This is a genomic window from Bradyrhizobium sp. KZN70725 (assembly GCF_055264925.1).
Window position 1 is genome coordinate 12,532 of sequence record NZ_JBUYWT010000059.1, and the last position, 19,449, is coordinate 31,980.

16 protein-coding genes and 1 tRNA gene are annotated in these 19,449 nt (G+C 61.6%); 8 read left to right on the top strand and 9 right to left on the bottom strand.

The annotated features are described in order from the left end of the window. Positions 1 to 97: 97 nt before the first annotated feature. Positions 98 to 173 (top strand) — tRNA-Phe (locus ACZBJS_RS35015). A 401-nt stretch (positions 174 to 574) separates the two neighbouring features. Here the strand turns inward: ACZBJS_RS35015 and ACZBJS_RS35020 are convergent. The 7 genes from ACZBJS_RS35020 to ectA all read right to left on the bottom strand — a co-directional run bounded on the left by ACZBJS_RS35020 (position 575) and on the right by ectA (position 6,859). Beyond that, positions 575 to 1,891 (bottom strand): MFS transporter, encoded by a 1,317-nt coding sequence (locus ACZBJS_RS35020; RefSeq protein WP_316398582.1) that lies wholly within the window; start codon positions 1,889 to 1,891, stop codon positions 575 to 577. Further along, a complete protein-coding gene (locus ACZBJS_RS35025; RefSeq protein ID WP_456855151.1) occupies positions 1,888 to 3,138 on the bottom strand; it encodes an MFS transporter in 1,251 nt (416 codons plus the stop codon). Before ACZBJS_RS35025 ends, ACZBJS_RS35020 begins: the two co-directional genes overlap by 4 nt. Positions 3,139 to 3,158: 20 nt before the next feature. Beyond that, a complete protein-coding gene (locus tag ACZBJS_RS35030) occupies positions 3,159 to 3,611 on the bottom strand; it encodes a hypothetical protein (RefSeq protein WP_316398584.1) in 453 nt (150 codons plus the stop codon). After that, on the bottom strand, positions 3,608 to 4,486 hold the full coding sequence (gene thpD, locus ACZBJS_RS35035) for an ectoine hydroxylase (RefSeq protein ID WP_283812345.1): 879 nt from the start codon (positions 4,484 to 4,486) through the stop codon (positions 3,608 to 3,610). The genes ACZBJS_RS35030 and thpD overlap by 4 nt, the downstream gene beginning before the upstream one ends. Positions 4,487 to 4,551: 65 nt before the next feature. Beyond that, on the bottom strand, positions 4,552 to 4,965 hold the full coding sequence (locus ACZBJS_RS35040; protein WP_076827282.1) for an ectoine synthase: 414 nt from the start codon (positions 4,963 to 4,965) through the stop codon (positions 4,552 to 4,554). 15 nt (positions 4,966 to 4,980) lie between these two features. Further along, positions 4,981 to 6,309 carry a diaminobutyrate--2-oxoglutarate transaminase gene (ectB, locus tag ACZBJS_RS35045; RefSeq protein WP_253638567.1) on the bottom strand — a complete coding sequence of 443 codons (1,329 nt, stop codon included), beginning with the start codon at positions 6,307 to 6,309 and terminating at the stop codon, positions 4,981 to 4,983. A gap of 4 nt (positions 6,310 to 6,313) precedes the next feature. Beyond that, entirely contained in the window at positions 6,314 to 6,859 is a 546-nt protein-coding gene (gene ectA / locus ACZBJS_RS35050; RefSeq protein ID WP_225160841.1) for a diaminobutyrate acetyltransferase, read from the bottom strand. A 250-nt stretch (positions 6,860 to 7,109) separates the two neighbouring features. Between ectA and ACZBJS_RS35055 the strand changes: the two genes are divergently transcribed. Next, complete coding sequence (locus ACZBJS_RS35055; protein ID WP_057017678.1) at positions 7,110 to 7,598, top strand: MarR family winged helix-turn-helix transcriptional regulator; 489 nt, start codon at positions 7,110 to 7,112, stop codon at positions 7,596 to 7,598. Positions 7,599 to 8,004: 406 nt separating this feature from the next. Here the strand turns inward: ACZBJS_RS35055 and ACZBJS_RS35060 are convergent, their stop codons facing one another. After that, on the bottom strand, positions 8,005 to 8,808 hold the full coding sequence (locus ACZBJS_RS35060; protein ID WP_463439814.1) for a hypothetical protein: 804 nt from the start codon (positions 8,806 to 8,808) through the stop codon (positions 8,005 to 8,007). Positions 8,809 to 9,176: 368 nt separating this feature from the next. On the opposite strand from ACZBJS_RS35060, the gene ACZBJS_RS35065 reads away from it, so the two are divergent. Then, entirely contained in the window at positions 9,177 to 12,020 is a 2,844-nt protein-coding gene (locus ACZBJS_RS35065; protein WP_316398586.1) for an autotransporter family protein, read from the top strand. Between the two features lie 1,137 nt (positions 12,021 to 13,157). Here ACZBJS_RS35065 and ACZBJS_RS35070 read toward each other — a convergent pair. Next, positions 13,158 to 14,945 (bottom strand): tetratricopeptide repeat protein, encoded by a 1,788-nt coding sequence (locus tag ACZBJS_RS35070; RefSeq protein WP_246786640.1) that lies wholly within the window; start codon positions 14,943 to 14,945, stop codon positions 13,158 to 13,160. A 272-nt stretch (positions 14,946 to 15,217) separates the two neighbouring features. Between ACZBJS_RS35070 and ACZBJS_RS35075 the strand changes: the two genes are divergently transcribed. From ACZBJS_RS35075 to ACZBJS_RS35095, 5 genes are all read left to right on the top strand, one after another. Further along, positions 15,218 to 15,463, top strand: a complete 246-nt coding sequence (locus tag ACZBJS_RS35075) for a hypothetical protein (protein WP_229192917.1) — start codon at positions 15,218 to 15,220, stop codon at positions 15,461 to 15,463. Between the two features lie 32 nt (positions 15,464 to 15,495). Further along, positions 15,496 to 15,636, top strand: a complete 141-nt coding sequence (locus ACZBJS_RS35080) for a hypothetical protein (RefSeq protein ID WP_316398587.1) — start codon at positions 15,496 to 15,498, stop codon at positions 15,634 to 15,636. Positions 15,637 to 15,651: 15 nt separating this feature from the next. Further along, positions 15,652 to 16,626, top strand: coding sequence for a formylglycine-generating enzyme family protein (locus ACZBJS_RS35085; RefSeq protein WP_316398588.1), 975 nt, complete (start codon positions 15,652 to 15,654; stop codon positions 16,624 to 16,626). Then, entirely contained in the window at positions 16,626 to 18,332 is a 1,707-nt protein-coding gene (locus tag ACZBJS_RS35090) for an arylsulfatase (protein ID WP_316398590.1), read from the top strand. Before ACZBJS_RS35085 ends, ACZBJS_RS35090 begins: the two co-directional genes overlap by 1 nt. A gap of 74 nt (positions 18,333 to 18,406) precedes the next feature. Next, positions 18,407 to 19,420, top strand: coding sequence for an HAD family hydrolase (locus ACZBJS_RS35095; RefSeq protein WP_316398591.1), 1,014 nt, complete (start codon positions 18,407 to 18,409; stop codon positions 19,418 to 19,420). Positions 19,421 to 19,449: the final 29 nt, after the last annotated feature.

A 19,449-nucleotide genomic window follows, 5' to 3' on the forward strand; every position in this document is an offset into this window, starting at 1 on the left:
GCGGCCGGCGAAGCCTTTGGCGAAGGCGGGTGGACACGACGCTCCGACCTCTCTATAAACCGCCCGCTCGCTCCGGCCTTTTCGGCCCCGCGGGTATGCCCAGGTAGCTCAGTTGGTAGAGCATGCGACTGAAAATCGCAGTGTCGGTGGTTCGATCCCGCCCCTGGGCACCACTCCTGAACAGATTTATGAAACCAAGGTTTGGGTTGACCCTTTCGGCCGAAAACGGACCGGATGCTGTCATTTGAGCCGACGGTCCTCCGACGCGATGATCGCGTCGACCACGCTTGCGAGATAGGCCTTCCGAGCAGCGACGTCGCCCGACACGAGTTGCTGACGCATCAGGCGGGTGAACCGATCGATAGCGATCGGGTCAATCCGGATGGGGGGGGCACTCGACTTCTTCGCATAATGGAGAGCCACAACGGCCCTACCCCGGCTTGCCATCAACGCGGCGATCCGGTTCTTGAGGGATCCGGATCCATCGGTACCGTCGATAGCGCCGGTCTCAATGGCCGCATAAAGGCGCTCCAGCCGTTCCTCGGTCTCGGAAGTTTGGCGTGCTAGCTAGAGCCTATCGCGCGAAAGGATCTTCATAAAGAGTCCGTCCAGCTGTCTCCGGCATGAAGCGCAGCGCGATCAGCCCAACAACGCATGTAGCCATCATGTAATAGGCCGGCATCAGCTCGTTCCCGGTAACAGAGATAAGGCCGCTGTTGATTGCCGGCGCCGTGCCGCCAAAAATGGATGTCGAAATGTTGTAAGCGCCGGCGAAGCCGGCGAAACGCACGTGGGTGGGAAACATGGCCGGGAAAGTCGCCGAAATGGTCGCGAGTTGCGGTACGTAGAGCAGCCCGAGCAGAATGAAGCCGACACAGGCGCCGACGAGGCCCGTGCCCATGAGCATGTAGAGAGGGGCCACCAGCAGAAACAACCCGATCAGGGAGAAGCTCCACATCGGACGGCGCCCGATTCGGTCCGAGAGCCGGCCAGCAAATGGCAGGAACAGCATCATGAACAGCATGCCGAGGAGCGGCACCGCAAGCGCCTCATCCGGCGACAGGCCGATGCGGCTCTGAAGATAGGTTGGCATGTAGCTGAGCAGCGTATAATTGACGACATTGAGCGCAACCACCAGGCCGCCGACGACGAGCATAGGACGCCGGTGACGTGCCAGAAGGGCGATCAGGCCTGGTGAGGATCGTGCCTGGCTTGCGGTTTCGTGGGCACGGAAGACCGGCGTATCTTCCATTCTCGCGCGCAGATACGCGCCGACGAGGCCCATTGGCGCGGCGACCAGAAACGGAACGCGCCATCCCCAGTCGTGCATCGCCTGATCACCCAGAAAGAGCGAGAAGGATAACATCAGGAATGCGCCCAGCGAGAAGCCGGCCAGCGTTCCGAACTCCAGGAAACTCCCATAAAAGCCGCGTCGGTCATCGGGAGCGTACTCGGCCATGAACGTCGCGGCGCCGCCGTATTCGCCACCGGTCGAAAAGCCCTGTACGATGCGGAGAAGAACGAGCGACAGTGGCGCCCAGAAGCCGACGCTGTTGTAGGAGGGAATAAGCCCGACGCACAGCGTCGCGCCCGACATCAGCAGTATCGTTAGCGCCAACACGGATTTTCGGCCCACCCGGTCTCCCAGCGATCCCCAGAATATCCCGCCTAGCGGCCGTATGAGGAAGGAGATCGCGAACGTAGCCAACGCAAAAAGCACCGCTTCCCCGACGTCTCCGGGAAACAGTGCCGCGGAAATGTACGTCACGCCATACGCATAAATGCCGTAGTCGAACCATTCCGTCGCATTGCCGACGGCAGAGGCGGCAATCGCACGGCGCAACGTGGCGCGATCAGCAGTTGGATCAGGTGCGGAAACAGAGGCATTCACGATTGCTGTTCTCCGATCACCGCTGCGTCGGGCGTATTGGGGTCAAGCAGCGATGCAATCGGCGTCGTGCGTGGAAGAATCTGAAAGTCCTGCTGCTCGGGTGCAGGAACAGGTGGGGTTGCCGTCTGCCGCCACATGCCGAACGCGGCCGCGCCGCCGGCGCAAAGGGCGATGAAAAGGAAAAGCCCGCCTCTGCTCCAGCCTGTCATGAATATCGCTCCACCGATCGGCCCGAGCGCGGCGCCGACGGAATACAACAGCACCAGCCGTCCGCTTGCGGCGATACGTTGTGCGGCGTGCAGACGGTCGTTGCAATGGGCCACGCAGAGTGGATAGAGCGCAAAGCTGAGACCACCAAACATTGTTCCGAGAATCAGCAGCCACGGGCCGACCGACGAGAGAAAGGAGATGACCAAGCTGATACACAGGGTTGCCGCGAAACTGAGCACGATGACCTGGCGACGATCATAGCGGTCGGAAATGCGTCCGAGCGGCCATTGCAGGATCACGCCGCCAAGAATCACGATCATCATGAAGTGGGCTGTCTGCGATAAATCGAACCCTAGGCGTCGAACCTGCACTGCGGCCAATCCGTAAAATGCCCCTAACATCAAGCCGGTCGTCATTACTCCGACAGCACCGAGGGGTGATGCGGCAAAGAGTGTTCGGGTTCCGAACGCCGCGGCTTCGGCAGGCGGCGGCGCCGAGTTGCGTGTGAGACAAAGTGGAATGATCGCGAGCGAGATTAGCATTGACGCTAGTTGAAACGGAACAGCAGGCAAATCACCGCTGGCTCCAAGCAGCAACTGTCCCACCGCCTGTCCGCAATATAGTGCAACCATGTAGGCCGCTAGAATGCTGCCGCGCGAGGCCGCGTCAGCGCGTTCGTTTAGCCAGCTCTCGAGACAGACGAAGACGCCGGCGACGCAGAAGCCGTCGATCAGCCGCAGTCCCGACCAGAGCAGGGGATGGATGATTTGCGCGTAGCCGAGCGTGCTCGCGGAGAGAAGCGCAACGAACGCCGCAAAGGCGCGGATATGTCCCACGCGCCGGACGATACGCCCCGAGCGCAGGGCTCCGACGACCAGCCCGGCAAAATAGGCGGTCGCCACCGCGCCGATCACGATCGTGCCCTGTCCCGCCCGCTCGAGCCGCAAACTCAGTAGCGTCGCCATAAACCCGCTTCCCGCCATGAGCATAAAGATGGCGAGCAGCAGGCTACGAACCGGGGAGATTGCCGCAAGCATGACGATTGCGACGCGCGCCGTCAGGCCGCGCGCCGGCCTTCCGCTTCCCCGTCGGCCTCCACCGGGACACGATGCAGAACCCTAGCGCTAGCATCGAAGTGGCAAACGGTCACGACGAACTGAACGTCAGCATTGCGAATCTGATGCCGCGTCGCAATCACGTCGATTCGTACGTTATCGAGGGCTCGGAGCGCATCGAACACCAAGCCTGGCCAAGCGATGTCGCTGTCGGCCATCGCTTGACGCCATCCGTCCGCGCCGTCATCGGCAACAAGGCGTGCATAGATACCAGGCTCGTAGGTCTTCTTGTGCTCCAGCAGCAGGTCAGTCATCCCGGCATAGGCGGAGACGACAAAGGCGCGATTGTAAAGGTCCTCGCCCTTGCGCTCCGCGATCGGAACGTCGTCGAATAGCGTGCCAGTCGCGGCCATCGATGTGCCGCCGATCTTCTCGACACTATGAAAACCGCTCATGCGAGAGCATCCTCCATCAACGGGCCGTGCTGAGGCACGAGAGCTTTCGGGTCGCTGCGCGCGGCAACGAAGCTCGGCCGCGGTTTTTTGACGCCGAATGGCGCCTGCAGCCGGTTGCTCACGGCGTTATAGACGAAGAACGCGTTAGCGCGTGGAAATGGCGTGATGTTGCCGTTCGATCCGTGCATCGTGTTGCAATCGAAGATCACCACCGTGCCCGCCTTACCGGTCGGCGCCACGATGCCGTGGCGGTGCGCCAACTCGGTCAGACTTTGCCGGTCGGGCACGCCATACTCCTGCTTCTTCAGTGACGTGCGATAGTGGTCTTCCGGCGTCGCCCCAATACAGGTCAGGAAGACGCGGTGCGATCCGGGCATCAGCATCAGGGGGCCATTGTCCGGCGTATTTTCCGCCAGCAGGACTGACATGGAGAGTGCTCGCATGCGCGGCATGCCGTCTTCCACGTGCCAAGTCTCGAAGTCGGAGTGCCAGTAGAACTCCTTGCCTTCGAAGCCGGGCTTGTAGTTCAGGCGTGACTGATGGATGTAGACCTTGTCGTTCAGCAGGAACTGAGCGATGCCTGACAAGCGTGCGTCGGCGGCGAGGCGCCCGATCACTCTACTCTGAGAGTGGATCTCGAAGACCGAACGGATTTCTTGGCTGTCCGGCTCGGCGATGATCGTTTCCGGATTGAGGCCGTTAGGGCTCGATAGCAGTTTCTTTGCCTGCGTCTGCAGGTGGTCGACTTCCTCGGGAGAGAGGACATCCTTGAGCACGAGGAAGCCATCGCGATCGAACTGCTCGGCCTGCTGCCGCGTTAGCGGTGCGCTCTCGCTCCAGTCGCTATGAATAACGGGATCGAGACGCGGAAGCATCTGGGCCTCCGAGGTGAGACGGGATGGGTAAATGTCTGTCAATGCCTTTCCCTCTTTCAGTTGTTTCAGGAGTTAACGGCCGCCTCGCGCGGCGCTTCGACATCAGTCGGATAGGCACCAGTCTCATCGTGCACTTCCTGGCCGGTGACCGGCGGGTTGAACACGCAGGCCGTCAGGAGGTCAGTGTCCGGGCGAACGATATGCTGGTCGTTCTTGTTGAGGGCGTACATGATGCCCGGTGCGAGCTTGTGCGTTTCGCCGGTCCCGAGGTCTTCGATGGTCCCGGTTCCCTTCAGTATGAAAACCGCCTCGAGATGGTTCTGGTAGTGCATCTTGAGTTCTTCGCCCGCGTACATCGTCGTAATGTGGAAAGAGAAGCCCATGCCGTCGCTCTTGAGCAGAAGGCGGGCACTGTCCCAGCCCTTCGATTTGACGAGACGATCGGTCTTTTGAATGTCGCGGAGTTGACGAACGATCATTGTTCTTTCCTTTCGTTATTCGGCTGCAATGCCGTAGCTGCCGGTCCGCACCGCGCGGACCGACTCCTCGATGATGTCGAGGCCGGCCGAGAGAGCGGCGTCGTCGATAATGAGAGGTGCAAGCACCTTGACGATTTCGTCGTGTGCGCCGCTCGTTTCGATGATGAGTCCGGCGGCAAAACAGGCGCTGGTGATGGCATCGGCAGTTTCACCGGACCCGACGTCGATGCCGCGCATCATGCCGCGGCCGCGTGTCGAAAGGCCGAATCCAGAAGCGATGGCATCCAGGCGTCGTGCGAGCAATCGTCCCTTGCGCTGGACGTCCTGCTCGAACTCGTCATCCTTCCAGAAGTTCCGCAGAGACGCGGTGGCCGTGATGAAGGCGTGATTGTTGCCCCGGAACGTGCCGTTGTGTTCGCCGGGCAACCATTGATCCAACTCGGGTCGGAACAGTGTCAGCGCGAAGGGAAGCCCCATGCCGGACAGCGATTTTGCCATGGTGACGATGTCGGGCGTAAAACCCATGCCTTCAAAGCTGAAAAACGGACCGGTGCGTCCGCATCCGGCTTGAATATCGTCGACGATAAGGAGTGCGCCGTGGCGTTTTGCGATATCGGCGATTGCACGCAGCCAATCCGGCGATGCGGTGTTGAGACCGCCTTCGCCCTGAACCGTCTCGACTAGAATCGCGGCCGGCGCATCGAGCCCGCTGGAAGGGTCGGACAGCCGCCGTTCCAGCAGCGCGGCGGTGTCGAGATCCGGGCCGTGATAGCCATCGTAAGGCTCGTGGCTGACATGGCTGAGTGGTACGCCCGCGCCGGTGCGCTTGGCGGCATTGCCGGTGCAGGCCAGCGCACCGAGGGTCATGCCGTGGAAACCGTTCGTGAAAGCGATCACCAGTCCACGGCCGGTCACCTTGCGGGCCAGTTTGATGGCGGCCTCGACCGCGTTAGTGCCGGTCGGTCCGGTGAACATCACGCGGTAGTCCAGCCCGCGTGACTTCAGAATCAGCGACTCGAATGTTTCGAGGAACTCCGCCTTGGCGTCGGTATGCAGGTCAAGCCCGTGCGTGATGCCGTCAGTCGAGATGTAGTCGATCAGCGCTTGCTTCAGCGCGGGATGATTGTGTCCGTAATTAAGCGTCGAGCATCCCGACAGGAAGTCTAGATAGCGTCCGCCCTGATTATCATACATCCAGACATTGTCAGCTCGGCTGAACTGGCGCGGCATGGTGCGCGCATAGCTCCGCACGACCGACTCCCGGCGTTCGTAAATGGATCGGTTCGGGATATGGCTGGTCGGCTTGGGTCGTGTATGGCGAGCAAGTGTGGTTGTTGTGGTCATGTCGTCAGTTCTCCTGATCTCTGGCTCCGGGCTGTCGGTTTGGCAGGGGGCCAATGCGGGCCAGCCACTCTGTGGCGTGCTTACCGGCGAAATGCGCGTCGCACTCGAACATCACACTGCGGATCAGCGGAGCGCCCCACGCGCGGGCCAGTCCGTTGAACAATGCCCAGGATGGAGCGTTGTCGTCGGTCACTGTGGTGAGGAGATACTTGGCACTTTCGGCGGAAGGGCGATCCAGCAGCGCGTTGATCATGCGCTGAGCAAGGCCTTTGCCGCGCGCCGCCTTCGCGACCGCGACCTGCCAGACGAAGAAGCTGTTCGGTTCCGAAGGCGGGCGATAACCTGAAACCCATCCTAGAATTTGCGCGTGACGTTCCGCAACGAGGCAGGAGTCCGTGAAGTGCGTGCACTGGAGGAGGTTGCAATAGGCGGAATTGGAGTCCAGTGGCGCGCAGGCTGCGACCAGGCGGGTAACCGCGGGGCCGTCAGCGGGCGACGGCTTTCTCAACTGGAACGCTTCGTTGACATCCGGAGCAGCGTCGAAAGCCACTGGCGAGGATCCACCGAAAGCGTCGACCCGAGGGCCGGTTATTGCTTCAGATTTCGAATTAATCGCTTCATTCTCCGAAATATATAGCGCTTTACCTTATAGGAAAATAAGTGGCGAAATCTTGAAAATTGGCTTGAGATCTCACATCAAAAGCTTCGTAGATATTTCGTTATCCGAATAAAATTTGAAGGGCTGACTTGGAACCGGTTACGATTCGCCTCGGCGCGGCCGTAGCTATAAGAAAAGCCACATGAAATCAGAGATCGCCTCACTGACGCTGCGCGCCCTGCGAAGAGTGCTGCGGGCAACTGAGATCGGCAGTCGCCAGCTGGCCATTGCGACCGGCCTTACGACATCGCAATGGCTCGTGTTGCGAGAGATCGACGCGCGCGAGAAAACCACACCGGGTGTCATTGCGCAGGCGCTTCAGTTCGGTCAGGCAACGATCACGACGATCGTCGATCGGCTTGTGGCGCTCGATCTAGTGCAGCGCCAGCGTAACGCAAACGACAAGCGCCAGTTCCTTCTGACGGCGACGCCGGCAGGCAGGGACATCGTGGCCAACGCACCCGACTTGCTTCACCTGACGTTTACAGATCGCTTCGTCCAGTTGCCGCAATGGGAGCAGGCCATGATCCTTGCTGCAGTAGAGCGGCTGGCCATGCTGATGGACGCGCACAACATCGATGCCGCGCCATTGCTGGACAGCGGGGCCATCGATCGATCCCAACCCAGATAGGTCGATTGCCTCGACTGCGTGGACGGCTCGACAGAGCCGGATCTTCCCGCGCAGGTCACTTCCCCGGCTGAAGCAATTGCCGGGTACGGCGTTTTCCTTGGTGGCCGACATATCGTCAGAAGCCGACGTCGGATCGGATGATTGCGGAGTCGGACGAGCAACTCGGGCCGCATCGAAACCTGCACCGAATGTCGGTATCGGTGGCTGCGCATCCAGCAATCGCTCCGCGCAGGCGCTCGTTCCGGCGCAGCGTGGAGGGCGAAGCCGGATGTTGTCGTCGATCAGACTGGGCAGCTCGGGCGCACACGATCCTTCGGCCGCGCAGGCGCTGTCGACGCGACCGGCAGGACTTGGAGCAGGCGGCCCCTGCAGGCCGCCTGTAGATCAGTCTGAGAGCAGAAGAGCCCTATTGGCAGGGGTGCTGGAGTCCGTCGGATCCCTTGAAAAAGGTGCCAGGCCTGCAGACGATGCCGTTGTGCGACGCGTAACTGTTCCAGTCGCCGTTCCACGCATAGTAGTCGCCATACGCGGCGGGCCGATCGTAGGTGCCGTATGCGGCGTAGGAATTGCGCCAGCCGCCGAAGGGAGCGGTCGCGATCGCCGCGGCGGTTCCGACGGCAGCGCCGGCCACGCCGGCAGCGGCCCCCACCGGCCCCACGGGTTCGCGATAGGCGGCTCGCCGCTGATAATAGCCTCTCCTGCTGTCGTACGGGCTCCCGGCTCCTCGGTTGAGGCAGTTGGCGCTGGCGAATTGAGATGAACAGGCGGCCGGGTTGGAGAAGACCGCTTGCGCCGATGCGGGGCTCGAAACTGCCGACGCCACTATCACAGCCGCGCCAAGAACTCTTAGACTCATCATGGCTTGCTCCCTGGATTTGGTTTGCTCGCAAGTTCCCGTTTTCTCGCACCTAACCAAATGCAACCTCCGGAAGTGGTTCCTGCGCATCTCGTGCGCGGCATCAAATCGACGTGACTTGCCGATCGATCTGGAATGCGACTTCAGCAGAAGCGGCATGGATGCGGCAGGGAGTCGCGGCGTAGCAAGGATGCTGCGATCAATGCCCAAACGATGGGACGGCAATTCCATTCGTCCGACGAATCCGAACAGAGGCGAGAATGCAAATTGATGAAAGGTTGCGTCATCGCGGAACTGCCCGATGACCGCGCCAAGTCGCGTCGGACGTGCGCGAGAGAGCACGACGGTTGGCACGAACTGCTCCTGCTTTTGCACCGCGACCGAACAACCCGTTCTTTTCAATTTGACGTTGTTGAGAACGACAGGTTTGGAAGGCGGCGCAAATGAAGTGCTTTACCGGCTCGACTCTCCTTGGATCTTGCGCGCGCAATCGCATGGAACAGGCGTCGACGCGCGCTGCCCTGCAATCATTGGTCCAATTCTTCGGGAATAAGCCGGGACCATGTGTCGCGACCTGTCTGAGCCGGTTCCGGCTCGCCGCGCTTGCCTTGATGGCGTCGGCCGCTCTGGTTGATGCGGCCTCGGCTCAGTCCTGCACGGTCGCACCGGATTCGACTGTCTCAGCAACGAGTGGAAGCTGCGCGATCGACGCGAATACGACGTTGACCGGAACGCCTGCCGTTCACGCAAGTACGAGCGCTCAGATCACGACCAACAACGTCAACATCAACCCATTCAATGGCGGCAGTATCGGCGGTTTGGCGGACGCTGCAGGTACGATCATCTTCAGTTCCGGGGCGAGCATCAACGGCAACTGGAGCACTGCCGCGTCGGCACAAAGCGGCGGCCAGATCATCTTTCAGTCGGGTTCGATCATCAATCCGGCCTTCGGCGGCGGAGGAACTGCGCTGAGCGCTGATGGAACGGGCAGTCAGATCAGCGCGACAGGACTCACCATCGGTCTCAACGGCGCCGGCAACAACGTCGCTGCGAAGGCGGCCAACGCGGCGACGGTCAGTCTGCTCAACAGCTCAATCGCCTATGCGGTCGGCGGTGGCGGCAACACCGGCCTGTGGGCAACGGGCACCGGCAGCCAGATTAGCTCGACGGGTACAACCATTTCGATGCCCGGCGGCGGCGGCAACGACGTTGGCGCGCGCGCGGACTCCGGTGGGTCGGTCACGCTGACCGGCGGCACCGTCAACGTTGAGGGGAACGGCGGCGGCGAAACCGGCCTGTTGGCGCAATCGTCCGGAAGCACTGTCACGGCAAACGGCGTTGCGGTCACAGTTTCCGGCGGCGGTGGCGATGTCGGCGCCAAGGCACTCGACGGCGGCGCGATCACCTTGAGGGGAGGCAGCGTCGCCGCGACGGGCAGCGGCGGGGGCGAGATCGGCCTGCAGGCCAGCGGCACCGGCAGCACGCTCACGGCGAGCGGCGTGACGGTAACGGTTCCGAACAGCAGCGGAGGCCGCGGAGTGCAGGCCGACAATTCGGGCAGCGTCACGCTCGACGGCAGCTCGACGGTCACCACATCAGGCGCAGGCACCCATGCGGCCGGCGTGACAAGCGGCGGTACGCTGAGCATGACTGGTGGCTCACTGACGGCCAATGGAGCCGATGCCAACGCGCTCAACATAAGCGGCGGTGCTGCGACGCTCTCCGGAGTCACCATGACCAGTCCGAACGGTGCGTCGATCGCCGCCCCGGGCGGCACCAGCAGCGTGAACCTGACCGGCGTGACTGCGGTCGTGAACAACAATCAATGGCTGAACGTCAGCGGCGGCTCCACGCTCAACCTCGTCGCGGACAGTTCGACCCTGCAGGGCGTTGCGCTCACCGACTCCGGCAGCACCTCCAGCGTCGCGCTGAAAAACAATTCGCTCTGGACCATGACCGGCAACTCGAACGTCACCAATTTGATCAACGCTTCGAGCATCATCCAGTTCACGTCCCCTGTCGGCGATCCGACGCAGCTGTCGAGCTACAAGACGCTGACGGCGGTGAACTATGTCGGCCAGGGCGGTACCATCGGGCTCAATACATATCTTGGCAGGGACGGTTCGCCGTCGGACAGGCTCGTCATCAATGGCGGCACGGCAGGCGGCAACACGTTCCTGAAGATCAGCAACACCACGGGCGGCGGCGCGCTCACGACCGGCAACGGCATCCTCGTCGTCGACGCGATCAATGGTGCGACGACGACGGCTGGTGCCTTCAGCCTGTCTCACCCGGTCTTGGCCGGCCCTTACCAATATTCGCTGTTCCGTTCGAGCGTCGACTCCAGCAACCCGCAAGCCTGGTATTTGCGCGACACCCTCGACTGTGTCGCTCATCCCAATCTGCGCGCCTGCGGCGGTGGCGGTCTCATCAACTGCTCCAATCTGCCCAACGTGCCTAGGTGCGGCGGCGGAGGTGGAGGCGGCGGAGGTGGAGGCGGCGGCGGCGGAGGAGGCGGCGGTGGCGGCGGTGGCGGTGGAGGTGGAGGTGGAGGCGGAGCCGACGGTGGCGGCGGCGATATTCCCGACTACCGCGAGGAGACGTCGCTCTACGCGGCAATTCCATCGATGACGCTGTTGTACGGACGCAGCCTGCTCGACACGCTGCATGAACGCGTGGGCGAGGAGGAGGACGAACGCTTCCGCGCCAATCCCGAGAACGCCAGGGTCGGATGGGGTCGCGTGCTTGGGGTCAACGGCGTGCATCAGGGCGACAGCTTTGGCGTGTTGGGTGGCGAAGCCGGACCGCACTTCAGCTATGATTTCCTGGCGCTGCAGGCGGGCATGGATGTCTATCGACACGACGGTCCCGACGGTTCGCGCGACCAGGCGGGGGCGTATTTCGCGATCGGCGGCGCGCGCGGGCGGGTCACCCATTTCGATGGCAGCCAGGGTGACAACACCTTCTCCGCCTACACGCTCGGTGGCTACTGGACGCATTTCGGACCGACCGGCTGGTACATCGACTCGATCCTGCAAGGCACGTTCTACGACATCACGAGCAGCGCAAATCGCGGCATTCCGGCGCTCAAGACCGGTGCTCAAGGTGGGGCTGCGTCGGTGGAGGGCGGATATCCCTTCAAGTTCGCCGGCGGCTTCTTCATCGAGCCGCAGGCGCAACTGGTGTATCAGAACATCCACATCAACGACGCCAGCGACATCGCGGCGCAAATCCGCTTTGCGGACGTGGATTCGCTCGCGACCCGGATCGGTGCCCGATTTGGCCGAACATGGGCGGTCGATGACAGTCCGCGTACGCTGACGGCCTGGATCCGTCCGAGCCTGTGGAACGAATTCCTCGGCAACCCGAAAACGCTGTTCTCGTCGGACACCGGCTTCGTTCCATTCCAGGCGAGCCTCGGCGGCCTGTGGGGCGAGATCAATGCCGGCATCAGCGGACAGGTAACGTCGACCACGTCGCTTTATGCCAACGCTTCCTATCAGAGCCGGTTCGACGGTGGCGGCTTCTCCTACGGCGGGAAAGCCGGACTGCGCGTTAACTGGTAGCGCGCGAGGGCGTGACGCCGGCCCAGACAGGGTCGGCGAAACGCACTCGCGCAGGCATAGCGGACGAGGAAGTGCCTAACAGACCCTCACGCTTTGCTGAACATACGCGTAACCGTTCCACACGTTTCGCGTCTGATAGCAGGAGTTGTAGGCCGTCGCGGCTCCGATGGCTGCGCCAGTCGCCAAACCGGCTGCGGCAGCTCCGGCGCCCCAACCGCCTCGATAGTAACCGCCACCGCGGTAATAGCCGCCGCCGGCCCAACGTGCGCGGCCGCCGTGCCAACCGCCGGCATGCCATCGCGTGCCGCCGCCGTGCCAACCAGGCCGCATTCCTCCGCCGTGGAAGTGAGCCGATCGAGCGCCGGCTCCTCTGGGCCGGGCCTGGGCGTCATAAGGGAGTATCATTGCTGCAGATGCGATGAAGCTAAGAACCAGCAAAGCCTTGGTTGGTCGCATATCCGGACTCCTTGCAAGGGTGTCTCAACCAATCCCGCTGAACGTGCTTCGTTCCGTTGGTTCAACTGCGTGCCACGCTGGCACAAGATGCATGCTCAATACAGCGCGTCGTGGCTTCGGAGCGCAAGCGTAGCAAGCGGTATTGTCGAGCTCGATCCGTCGGACTTCGTCGGCGCTGGGCAGGTACGAACGTGTTCGTACCTTGAAGACCTCCCTGGGTGAAACAATGCTGACGCTTACTGCCGACGCGGCAAATTGGCGAACTGGTACGGCAGCTGGTCCACTACAGGGAACAGGGAGACGACTATGTGGAAGATATGTGTGCTTAGTACGTTGGTCTTGCTGGTTGCGGTTCCGGCAAATGCGGCTCCGAAGAATAGTGGCAAGAATGTCGATGCAATTCGTGCTGAATGCTTCAGGCAGGCGAATGAAGCCGCTGCCGCCGGCGGTGCGAACATGACAAGCGGGGCGACTGCCGCCCGAAACTCGGCGGGCTATTCCGCCTATCGGGATTGCGCGCGAAAGAACGGCATTCGCCCGTAAGCATCGCTTTGGTTTCCGCTAACCCATGGAAGGCCGCCTTCGGGCGGTCTATTCCATGCGCAGTGAAAAACGGCGACGGCGACATGGCCGTCGAAAGCCGAAGATGCCGGCTGAGCGGCGCCAAAACTGCAGGGAAGGTCAGCTTGCGACGAGAGCCTGGGCCTTGCGCAATCCGGCCACGAGTGTGTCGACAACCTGATCCGCCGCTCCGTTGCGGCGCAAGAAGCCGGCCGGATCATCGGCCAACGCTTTGTACCGCGACATTCCTTTCAAGGCCGTTTGGGTCGCATCGCGGCGCCCCAGCTCTGTATTCGCTATCGCAATCAACAGTTGGCTGAATCCGGAATCGCGCAACGATGCCGTCTCGGCCACGTCGAGCATCTGCTTGTATTCACCCTTCAAGTAAAGGTCGACCGCGATGAAATGAAGATACCAGGCTGGCGGATGCAACGTGCGCTCGATCGCGCGCTTGAGCATCGGCACGCCTTCCGAGAAGTTCCCGCGGATGGCGAGACGCCAGCCGAATTGGGCAAGAATGTCGGGATCGTTGGGGTTGAGGTCGATCGCCAGATGGCTGATGCGATCACTATCGGCGTAACGTCCCGTGAAATGGTAGGCCGCAGCCAGGGCCTTCAGCGCCAGGGGACTGTTCGGCTGCAGGGCGATGGCGCGCGACGTTGCCTCAAGGGCCTTGTCATACTCCGTTTGCGGATTGCCGTCGGCTGAATAGCCCAACCGTCCGGCGTCGAGATGCAGCCATCCAAGCATGGCCCATGAATCGCTATACTGCGGATCCCGCTGAACGGTTTGCTGAAGACACTGCATGGCCGGATCGAAGTCGACGCGCCGGAAAGTGCTGCGATAGGCCTGAGCGCGCAGGACGCAGAGATAGCTTTCCATATTCCTCGGTGGATCCGCGCGAATGTCGTTTCTAACCACGCCGTAGGATTGGCCGACGACGGTTGCGATTTCGCTCGCGAGCTCGCGCTGGACATTCATGAGCGACTGAGGATCGAACGGTCGAGCATATGTCCGCATCCATACGATCTCGTCGTTCTCGGCGTTGAAGACAGTCGTTGTGACTTGCACTTCTTCGGCGCTCGTTTGAACGCTTCCACGGACGACATAGGAAGCACCGAGAGGACGACCAGGTTGGGGCGCCTCGTCGCCTTTTGCGGAGAGGGCATTCGACGGCGACGTGTAGAGCCGGAATCCTCCGAAGCGAAACAGGTTGCTGGTCAGTTCCTGTCCCATGCCGATGGCGAAGAGCCGCGTGTTCTCCCCGGGAGTCAGTGGCGTGAATGACATCACGAGGACCGCGGGTTCGCGTGGCGTCATTGGGGACGGAGGCGGTCTTGCTGCAAGCCATATCCAAGCCACCACGCCGGCTGCCAGCGCGGCAGCGACGGGCCCATAGCGCCTGATGCCAGGCTTGGTCGTCCAATTCGCACGTGTAGCAGCAGCAGTTGTCGAATCATCGTGCAGTTCAAGAGCAGGCTCGCGAGATGGAGCGTCGGCAGTATGCATTTTGTGCCACTCAAAATGGGGCACATAGGAGCCTTTTGGAATTGTGATGCGTACCGGATCATCGCGGCCCGAATCCACGTAGTAGCTATCGAGGTCGCGGCGCAATCGTCGAGCTTCAAGACGGACGACAGGGTCAGCTTGGGGATCGAAAGAGTCGTCGCGCCGAAACACGGCCAAGGCAATTGTGTAGCCCTTCAGGCTATCAGCGCGGCCTGCAAGCGTCTCGTCGACAATGAAACGAAGGAAAGCTTGCCGCCGTTCGCTCGCCTGGAAATGCGGACTCGAGAGGATGCGGTCCAGCTCTTTCGCTACATGCGCCGGCGGCACCGCGGAATCATCACAACGCGGGATATCGGATGAGCCGCTGACGGCATCGTGAGCGAAGGGTACATCAGGCATCAACCGGCAACCCCAATCGTCGGTCGACGGTAGGCCTTCTCAGTACATGTTGCAACTCGTAAGCGAAGCAAGCAGCCGGCGCTGACGCGACAGCTTTCAATCATCGGAACAACGAGTTCCCGACTGCAGCGACAGCTGGTCGCATCGGCCTTGAAGCCGTCGCGCCTGAGACGGCGCGCTCAACGAGCGTCGCGCCGTGTACGAACATGTTCGTACCTTGAAGCCTCGATGAACCAGCAGCAAAGGTCACGTTGGCCACAAGCGAGTTCATCATGGAGGAGTTCCGCGCGATTGTGACCCGCTTTCCGCTGCGCGAACTTGACATTCGGCGCTGCTTCAATCGCGACGCGCAGTTTAGAGCGATTTGCGCAGATTATGACGAAGCTGTGAAAGCGCTTCGTCGTTGGCAACAAGCGGCAAAGCAAGGAGACCGCGAAGGAAGTCGGAAGGCCGCGGATTACGAACGGCTCGTTGCCGAACTGGAAGCCGAGGCTCTGGTTCATCTGAACCGGCCGTGATCGAGGGGGCGTTCGCATAACTGGAGCAGTGCGTGGACAACGCGATTTTCGTCAACCTTTCGATATCAGGCGTGCTTGCCGCGGGCATGCTGCGTGCTGCGATCGGTCAGACACAGAACCTGCGCAGCGAGGCCGCCGAACCGACCAAGCACGCAATCGGCCGCAACGAGTAACTGGAGGCGATCTTCTTGAATATTGCCGAGAGACCGGTCGCGAACGTGGACGAAACCGGCGCGTCAGACAGCATCTTCATTCCCGGCGGCACGTTTCGCATGGGATCGGATCGGCATTATCCGGAAGAGGCGCCGTCCCACATGGTGAGCGTCGACGGGTTCTGGATGGACCGCACGCCGGTGACGAACCGGCAATTCAAGGCGTTCGTGCGTGCCGCGGGCCACGTCACCTTCGCCGAGGTCGCGCCGGATCCCAAGGACTATCCGGATGCGCTCCCGCACATGCTCTTCACCGGATCGCTGGTCTTCACGCCTCCGGATTATCCGGTCGATCTGCGCGACTACAGCCAATGGTGGACGCTGCTCAAGGGCGCGAATTGGCGGCATCCTTACGGTCCGAAAAGCAACATCAAGTCGCTGGACGACCATCCCGTGGTGCACGTCACCCATGCTGACGCACTCGCCTATGCGCGATGGGCCGGCAAGGATCTGCCGACGGAAGCAGAGTGGGAGTTTGCTGCGCGCGGCGGCCTCGATGGCGCTGAATATGCCTGGGGCGATGAATTCGTGCCGGGCGGCGTGCATCAAGCCAATACGTGGCAAGGTCACTTTCCGTTCGAGAACCGGTGCGAGGACGGCCATGCGCGCACCTCGCCGGTGATGACCTATCCGCCGAACGGCTATGGCGTGTTCGACATGATCGGCAATGTCTGGGAGTGGACCAGCGACTGGTGGGCTCCGAAACACCGCGCCGATGCAAGGAAGGCCTGCTGCATTCCCCAGAACCCGCGGGGCGGCTGCGAGCATGACAGCCACGATCCGTCGCTGCCGCTTAGCAGGATACCGCGCAAGGTGATCAAGGGCGGCTCGCATCTCTGCGCGCCGAACTATTGCCGGCGCTATCGACCGGCGGCGCGCCATGCCGAGCCGATCGATACTTCGACCAGCCATCTCGGATTTCGCTGCATTACACGTTCAGGGAGAAAGTGATGACTGAGAAGACAACGACAGACACCTTCAGCCGCCGCAACCTGCTCGCTGCCTCTAGTTCGCTCGCCACCATCGCCGCCTTCTCGGCGATGGCGCCCATCGAGACCGTCCAGGCGCAAGGGACCACGCAACCCTCGAGCGCGGCCGGCGGCGCAAAGCCGAACATCATCCTGATCCTGTCGGATGATTTCGGTTATGGTGACTCCGGGCCCTATGGCGGCGGCGAAAATCGCGGCATGCCAACCCCGAACATCGATCGTCTCGCGAATGAAGGACTGCAATTCATGTCCTTCTATGCGCAGCCGAGTTGCACGCCTGGACGTGCCGCGGTGCAAACCGGCCGAATTCCAAATCGCAGCGGCATGACGACCGTCGCGTTCCAGGGCCAGGGCGGCGGCATGCCGGCGGCGGAATGGACGCTTGCCTCGGTTTTGAAGACCGGCGGTTACAAAACGTTCTTCACGGGCAAATGGCACCTTGGCGAGGCCGACTATGCGTTGCCGAGCGCGCAAGGCTACGACGAGATGAAGTATGCCGGCCTTTATCATCTCAATGCGTACACCTACGCCGATCCGACCTGGTTTCCCGACATGGACCCCGAATTGAGGGCGATGTTCGAGAAGGTCACCAAAGGCGCACTTTCCGGAAATGCCGGGCAGCCGGCGAAGGAAGATTTCAAGATCAACGGCCAGTACGTCAACACGCCGGACAAGGGCGTGGTCGGCATTCCCTTCTTCGACGACTACGTCGAGAAGGCCTCGCTCGAGTATCTGGACCGCAACAAGTCATCGGGCCCGTTCTTCATGAGCATCAACTTCATGAAGGTGCACCAGCCCAACATGCCGGCGCCCGAATTCCAGGGCAAGTCGATGTCCAAGAGCAAGTATGCCGACTCCGTGGTCGAGAACGACACGCGTATCGGCCGTATCATGGACAAGGTGCGGTCCCTCGGCCTCGACAAGAACACCTATGTGTTCTGGACGACGGACAACGGCGCCTGGCAGGACGTCTATCCGGACGCCGGCTACACACCGTTCCGCGGCACCAAGGGCACGGTTCGCGAGGGCGGCAACCGCGTCCCGTCCCTTGCATGGGGCCCAGGCATCAAGGCCGGCACCAAGAATTCCGACATCGTCGGCGGCCTCGATTACATGGCAACCTTCGCAAAGCTCGCGGGCGTGAAGCTGCCGGAGAACGATCGCGAGGGTAAGCCGATCATCTTCGACAGCATCGATATGTCGCCGATCCTGTTCGGAACCGGCAAGTCCGAGCGCAAGAACTGGTTCTATTTCACGGAATCCGAACTCTCGCCTGGCGCCGCCCGTGTCGGCAACTACAAAGCGGTGTTCAATCTGCGCGGCGACAATGGCGCAAAGACCGGCGGCCTGGCGGTAGACAGCAACCTCGGCTGGAAGGGGCCGGAGTCCTATGTGGCGACCGTTCCGCAGGTCTTCGATCTCTGGCAGGACCCCCAGGAGCGGTACGACATCTTCATGAACAACTACACCGAGCACACCTGGTCCTTGGTTTCGATCAATGCTGCGATCAAGGATCTGATGCAGACCTATGTGAAGTATCCGCCACGGAAGATTCAGAGCGAGACCTACGCGGGACCGATCACGATCCAACAGTATGAGCGGTTCGCGTTCTTCAGGGATCAACTCGCCAAGGACGGCTTCCAGATCGGCTTGCCTACCGGCAACTGATCGATGCAAATGGAGCGGCCCCCACTCTCGGGGGTCGTTCCTCTCTGAACGGCTGAAGTGGAGGACGGAGATTCGTGAACGGAAGCTTGGTTGACCGCCGTACGATCCTGGCCGGTCTGCTGGTGTCGGCGGCCACGCTGTCGGTCTCCGGCCGTATCGCACGCGCGCAGAGTGATCCTCTTCCTTCCTGGAATGACGGCCGGGCGAAGCAGTCGATCCTGGACTTCGTCGCCGCGGTGACCAAGGAAGGAGCGCCGGATTTCGTGCCGGCGCCGGAACGCATCGCGACATTCGACAATGACGGCACGCTGTGGTGCGAGCAGCCGATGTATGTGCAGCTTGCGTTTGCGCTCGACCGGGTGAAGTCCCTCGCCCCCAAACATCCGGAGTGGAAGCAGAAGCAGCCGTTCAGGGCGGTTCTCGACAACGACATCGCAGCGCTGGCCAAGGCCGGCGAGAAGGGCCTGGTCGAAGTGGTCATGGCGACCCATGCCGGCATGACAACGGCCGAGTTCGCGCAGATCGCCGGCGACTGGATCAAGTCGGCGCGTCACCCGAAGTTCAACCGGCCTTATACCGATCTCGTCTACCAGCCGATGCTGGAACTGCTCGCCTGTCTGCGGGCCAATGGCTTCAAGACCTTCATTGTCTCGGGCGGCGGCATCGAGTTCATGCGGCCATGGAGCGAGCGGGTCTATGGCATCCCGCCGGAGCAGGTCGTCGGATCGAGCATCAAGACGAAGTTCGAGATCGACAAGGGGAAACCGACACTGATCCGGCTGCCGGCGATCGATCTCGTCGACGACGGACCCGGCAAGCCGGTCGGCATCAACTCGCATATCGGCCGCCGGCCGATCGCGGCCTTCGGCAATTCGGACGGCGACTTCCAGATGCTGCAATGGGCGACGCAATCATCGGGGAAACGCTTCGGCCTGATCGTGCATCACACCGATGCCGAACGAGAATATGCATACGATCGGAAGTCCTCATTCGGCAAACTCGACAAGGCGCTCGACGCGGCGAACTCCAATGGCTGGATCGTTGTCAGCATGAAGGACGACTGGAAACGCATGTTCCGCTTTGAATAGAGGCCGAACGATTGCGTAGGCATCGCTGA